6 protein-coding genes are annotated in these 5,101 nt (G+C 59.4%); 1 reads left to right on the plus strand and 5 read right to left on the minus strand.

What is annotated here, in order from left to right:
• Nucleotides 1-47: 47 nt before the first annotated feature.
• The 3 genes from BDE01S_RS08135 to BDE01S_RS08145 form a co-directional block, all read right to left on the minus strand.
• Nucleotides 48-779: a phosphoadenylyl-sulfate reductase gene (locus tag BDE01S_RS08135; protein WP_066079954.1), complete on the minus strand. Its 732-nt coding sequence runs from the start codon at nucleotides 777-779 to the stop codon at nucleotides 48-50.
• Between the two features lie 167 nt (nucleotides 780-946).
• Entirely contained in the window at nucleotides 947-2,008 is a 1,062-nt protein-coding gene (gene dinB / locus BDE01S_RS08140) for a DNA polymerase IV (RefSeq protein WP_066079957.1), read from the minus strand.
• Nucleotides 2,009-2,365, minus strand: a complete 357-nt coding sequence (locus tag BDE01S_RS08145) for a protease inhibitor I9 family protein (protein ID WP_066079959.1) — start codon at nucleotides 2,363-2,365, stop codon at nucleotides 2,009-2,011.
• A gap of 201 nt (nucleotides 2,366-2,566) precedes the next feature.
• On the opposite strand from BDE01S_RS08145, the gene BDE01S_RS08150 reads away from it, so the two are divergent.
• Nucleotides 2,567-4,345: an assimilatory sulfite reductase (NADPH) flavoprotein subunit gene (locus tag BDE01S_RS08150; RefSeq protein ID WP_066079962.1), complete on the plus strand. Its 1,779-nt coding sequence runs from the start codon at nucleotides 2,567-2,569 to the stop codon at nucleotides 4,343-4,345.
• 132 nt (nucleotides 4,346-4,477) lie between these two features.
• On the opposite strand, the gene brnA is transcribed toward BDE01S_RS08150, so the two are convergent.
• Both brnA and BDE01S_RS08160 read right to left on the minus strand, forming a co-directional pair.
• On the minus strand, nucleotides 4,478-4,702 hold the full coding sequence (gene brnA / locus BDE01S_RS08155; protein ID WP_066079965.1) for a type II toxin-antitoxin system BrnA family antitoxin: 225 nt from the start codon (nucleotides 4,700-4,702) through the stop codon (nucleotides 4,478-4,480).
• Nucleotides 4,683-4,949 (minus strand): BrnT family toxin, encoded by a 267-nt coding sequence (locus BDE01S_RS08160; protein ID WP_066079968.1) that lies wholly within the window; start codon nucleotides 4,947-4,949, stop codon nucleotides 4,683-4,685. The genes brnA and BDE01S_RS08160 overlap by 20 nt, the downstream gene beginning before the upstream one ends.
• Between the last annotated feature and the right edge of the window lie 152 nt (nucleotides 4,950-5,101).

The raw sequence follows: 5,101 nt of genomic DNA on the forward strand, positions 1-5,101 counted from the left end.
CATTCTTATTTTAAATGACTATACATTCGGCAGGCTGCTACCTCGTCCTACTTATGCAACCCGCATTCCTTACTATCCTTACTCTCCCACCACCAGCGCCCCGCGCGGATATTTTCACCTGCTTTCACCGGGCGGGTGCACGGTTCGCAGCCTATGCTCGGGTAGCCTTGGCGGTACAAATCGTTCAGCGGTACATCATGCTCGGCGGCATAGGCCCATACATCGGCTTCCTCCCAATCGAAAATCGGGTTGAACTTGGCGATGCCGCGTGCGCCGTCCTGTTCTTCAAACGCCAGCTCCGAACGGGTGTCCGACTGGCTGCGGCGCTGGCCGGTCAGCCAGGCGGGCGCGTCGGCCAGGGCACGGTTGAGCGGTTCGATTTTGCGGATATGGCAGCAACGGCGGCGCAGCTCGACGCTTTCATACATGGCCGCTGCGCCGTAGGTCTGCTCAAATGCTTCGGCATCGGCGGCAATCGGGTGAAACACCGCCAACTCCGTTTGATAACGCGCATGGGTGGCGGCAATCAGCGCTTCAGTTTCGGGATTGAGCTTGCCGGTATGCAGCGTGATGATGCGGATGGGCAGTTTCAGACGGCAAACGGCATCGGTTATCACCATATCCTCCACCGCCAGGCTGGATGCCAACACGGCCTGCGGAAAGCGGGCGGCGATTTCCTGCAGGCGCGCGTGCAAAGCGGCGGTTAATTCGGGCAGGCGCAGGCGGTCGGCATCGGCGACTTCGGGTATGCGCCAAAGCTGCGGGCGGAATGAAGACATGGTGTTTCCCTTTTGTGGCTTGTGCTTCAGGTTGCGCGGCATTTCAACCGGCGCGACCGTCTGCGGATTATCTGGCCGCCATTGTGCGCCTTTTGCCGCGCGGTGGGAAAGAATGCTTCTCTATTTCTTTATAACCAAACGCCCCTCAAGCCGCTTTTTCAGACGGCCTATTCCGGCCAGAGCGAGCCTTGGCTGTCTTTCGGCAGCAGATGGCCGACGCCGATGCCGATCAGGCGGAACGCGTCTTCCTGCTGCTGCGGCACGCGCTCTGCCAGCGTTTGCGCGGCCTGCAGCAGCGCGGCGCAGTCGGGCAGCGCGGAAGAATAGGTCAGCGAGCGGGTAATGATGCGGAAATCATGGGTTTTCAGCTTGAGGGTCACGCTTTTGAAGCCGACGTTTTTGCGCTGCACCTGCTGCCACAAATCTTCCGCCAAATGCGGCAGATGCGCCAAAGTCATCGCCAGCGGGATGTCTTCGGGCAGCGTGATTTCCGTCGAAATCTGCAAACGCTCCGCGCGCGCCTGCACCGGCCGCTCGTCGATGCCGCGTGCCAAATCATACAGGCGGTAGCCGTAGCGGCCGAAATAGTTGAGCAGCTCGCCGCGCTCAAAGCGGCGCAAATCGCCCGCCGTCTGCATGCCCAGCGCCTGCATTTTTTTCAGCGTCACCTTGCCCACGCCGGGGATTTTGCCCAGCGGCAGCGTTTCCAGAAAGCCCGCCACTTTCTGCGGCGGCAGCACAAACTGCCCGTTGGGTTTGCGCCAGTCGGAAGCGATTTTGGCCAGAAACTTATTGGGCGCGATGCCCGCAGAGGCCGTCAGCCCGGTTTCCCGGAAAATATCGCTGCGGATTTGCCGGGCGATTTCGCTGGCATAGGGAATATTTTGGAAATTCGCGGTCACGTCCAAATAAGCCTCGTCCAAAGACAAAGGTTCGATTAAATCGGTATGCCGTCTGAAAACGGCGTGTATCTGCGCCGACACGCGCCGGTATAAATCGAAATGCGGCGGCACAAACACCGCCTGCGGGCAAAGCCGCTTGGCCGCAGCCACCGACATTGCCGAGTGCAAACCGAACTGCCGCGCTTCATACGAAGCCGCGCAAATCACCGAACGCGAAGCGTCCCACGCCACCACCACCGGCTGCCCTTTTAAATGCGGCTGCTCGCGCAGCTCCACCGAAGCATAAAACGCGTCCATATCGATATGGATGATTTTGCGCTCAGACATCTACTCCGCCGCCCCCTGCGCCGATGTGCCGTGCAGTTGCATGATTTGGTCGGGCATCACCGACAATACGCCGTCGGCCTGTTCCAAACACGCCGCCGCTTCTACAAAGCTGCGCGGCGATGGCAGGCGGGCGGCGATGCCGTTTAAGTTGCGGTATTCGTAAAGCAATTCCGCGCCGCAGCCTTCCAGCGCGGCCAATAAAGGCGCAGAGCCGGTATCGCCCGCATAAAAGGCAATCAGGCTGCCCGTTTCCGCCGTGCGGATGCCGTCTGTCGCAGGCGCGTCCGTACGGCAGGCGCACAATAGCGCCGCGCCCGACACGGCGGCCCAAATCCGAAAGCTGCGTAACCGGCTCATCTGCTTCTCCTGCCGTCTGAAAAAAGCGCAGTTTAGCATTTTTCAGACGGCAGGGCAGCCGCACGCCGCCGACGTTTATAACAAAATTGCATTACTAACAAACAAACCATTCTTTCCTTTTTTCAGACGGCCTGTATAAAGTAGCGCCACAACACAAGACCGGCCGCGAGCGCACACCGGCCGCCCGACAAAGGACTTTTCATGAACCAAGCCAATCCGCTTCCCGCTGAGCTTTCAGCGCAACTTTCCGCACTCTCGCCGACCCAGCTGGCCTGGCTCTCCGGCTACTGCTGGGCGCAAAGCCAGGGCGGCGCGGCCGGTATCGCCCCGTCGCTTACCACCGCTGCGCCCGCCCCGGCCCGCCGCGTGACCGTACTCTCCGCCTCGCAAACCGGCAATGCCCGCCGCGTGGCCGAAACCCTGCACGCGCGCTTGGAAGCGGCCGGAGTTGATGCGCGCCTTACCGGCGCGGCCGACTTCAAAAGCAAAACCCTGCCCGACGAAGACATCTTGCTGCTGATTACTTCCACCCAGGGCGAAGGTGAGCCGCCCGAAGAAGCCCTGCCGCTGTATAAATTCCTGTTCGGCAAAAAAGCGCCCGATTTGGGCAAACTCACTTTTGCCGTATTGGGTTTGGGCGATTCGTCCTACCCCAAATTCTGCCAGGCCGGTAAGGATTTCGACGAAAAACTCGCCGCGCTGGGCGCCACCCGCCTGCACGATATCGGCATCTGCGATCTCGAATACCAAGCCGCCGCCGATGCCTGGGTCGATGCCCTTGTGCCCAAAGTCGGCGATTTGGCCGCGCAAAGCAGCCAATCCGCCGCCGCTGCCACCGCGCCGCAAGCCGATGCCGCCGCCGTGTCCTATACCAAAGAGCAGCCGCTGACCGCCACCTTGTCGGTACGCCAAAAAATCACCTCGCGCGATGCCGAAAAAGATGTGGAACACATCGAAATCGATCTCAGCGGCTCCGGCCTGCGCTACCAAGCCGGCGATGCCCTGGGCGTATGGCCGCTGAACGCGCCGGCGCTGGTGCAGGAAATTCTGGCCTTAAACGGCCTTAGCGGCAGCGAAAGCGTGAGCCTGCCCGACGGCCGCGCCACCGATATTCAGACGGCCTTAACCGAGTTTGCCGATATCACCCAAAACACCCCGGCCTTTGTGCAGCAATACGCCGTATTGAGCGGCCACGAAGCGCTGCAGGCCATCGCCGCCGACAGCGAAGCCCTGCCCGCTTTCCTAGCCGAAAACCCGCCCGTCGGCGTGCTGGCCCAATACCCGCACCCGCTCGACGCGCAAACCCTGTTCGGCCTGTTCCGCGCGCAAACCCCGCGTCTCTACTCCATCGCTTCCGCGCAGGACGAAGTCGGCGAAGAAGTCCACCTGACCGTAGGCGTCGTGCGCTTCGACCACCACGGCCACAGCTACACCGGCGCCGCATCGGGCTTTCTCGGCAATCAGTTGGAAGAAGGCGGCAGCGTGCGCGTATTTGTCGAACACAATCCGCACTTCCGCCTGCCGCAAGACGGCAACACCCCCGTTATCATGATCGGCGCAGGCACTGGCGTCGCCCCGTTCCGTGCCTTTATGCAGCAGCGCAGCGCCAACGGCGACAGCGGCAAAAACTGGCTGATTTTCGGCAACCAGCGTTTTACCGACGACTTTCTCTACCAAACCGAGTGGCAGCAATTCCGCAAAGACGGCCTGCTGACCCGCGCCGATTTGGCCTGGAGCAGACAAGGCGCGGAAAAAGTGTATGTGCAGCATAAAATCGCCGCCAACGCCGCCGAAGTGTGGGCATGGCTGCAGCAAGGCGCACATATCTACGTTTGCGGCGACGCCACCCGCATGGCACGCGACGTCGAAACCGCCCTGCTCGATGTCATTGCCGAGCAAGGCCGGCTCAGCCGCGAAGAAGCCGAAGACTATCTCAACGACTTGCGCGAAGACAAACGCTACCAGCGCGACGTTTATTAACCGGCATAAAGCGGCAACAGGCCGTCTGAAAAAGCCGCTGCTTCCGGATATTCGGAAACAGCGGCTTTTTCAGACGGCCTTGTTATCTGTTGTCTATCTGCAAAACGGCTCGCGCGCTTCCCGTATTGAGATTTACGCAGTTTTTTCCAAGCGTTCCGACAACCACATTTTAATCAGCGATTGGCGGGATACGCCCAAGTGCGCCGCCTGCTTATCCAAACTTTCCACCATCCAGGCAGGAAAATCCACATTAACCCGCTTGGCTTGCAGACCGGGGCGAACGGCTTGGCTCAAATCGAGTGCATCGCTGATGTCTTCGCCATGATCGAAACGGCGGTCAAATTCTGAAGTTTTCATAGAGCTTCTCCTCATTGTCGCGGGCGCGGCGCACTGAAATGATGCGGATATTGCCGCCGCGCGGAGTATAAATGGCCGTCCAGACTTTACCGTCCAACTTGGCGATTAAGGCATAGCGTACTTCGCCTTCTGTTTTGGCAGGTACGGCAAGACGGTAGTCGTCCTGCCAAAGCTCTTGGGCGGCAATAAAATCAATGCCGTGCTTTTCTAAATTGGCGGCACTCTTATTCGGGTCAAATTCAAACATACGAAATGCAACCAAACTAAAAGGTATAACAAATATACCATAACTATAGCCGAAGAAAAAAACGCACATTGCCAAAATCAACAGGCCGTCTGAAAATCCTGTTTTTCAGACGGCCTTTCCATCCGCGCATTTGAGCATCCGCCCCCCAAGTG

Origin of the sequence: Bergeriella denitrificans NBRC 102155 (assembly GCF_001592185.1) — a bacterium.
In the GTDB taxonomy this organism is placed as follows: domain Bacteria; phylum Pseudomonadota; class Gammaproteobacteria; order Burkholderiales; family Neisseriaceae; genus Neisseria; species Neisseria denitrificans.

Bases quoted from the DNA above. Each gene is read 5' to 3' on its own strand.
- BDE01S_RS08135 (WP_066079954.1), bottom strand. From the start codon at position 779: ATGTCTTCATTCCGCCCGCAGCTTTGGCGCATACCCGAAGTCGCCGAT.
- BDE01S_RS08150 (WP_066079962.1), top strand. From the start codon at position 2,567: ATGAACCAAGCCAATCCGCTTCCCGCTGAGCTTTCAGCGCAACTTTCC.
- BDE01S_RS08145 (WP_066079959.1), bottom strand. From the start codon at position 2,365: ATGAGCCGGTTACGCAGCTTTCGGATTTGGGCCGCCGTGTCGGGCGCG.
- brnA (WP_066079965.1), bottom strand. From the start codon at position 4,702: ATGAAAACTTCAGAATTTGACCGCCGTTTCGATCATGGCGAAGACATC.
- BDE01S_RS08160 (WP_066079968.1), bottom strand. From the start codon at position 4,949: ATGTTTGAATTTGACCCGAATAAGAGTGCCGCCAATTTAGAAAAGCAC.
- dinB (WP_066079957.1), bottom strand. From the start codon at position 2,008: ATGTCTGAGCGCAAAATCATCCATATCGATATGGACGCGTTTTATGCT.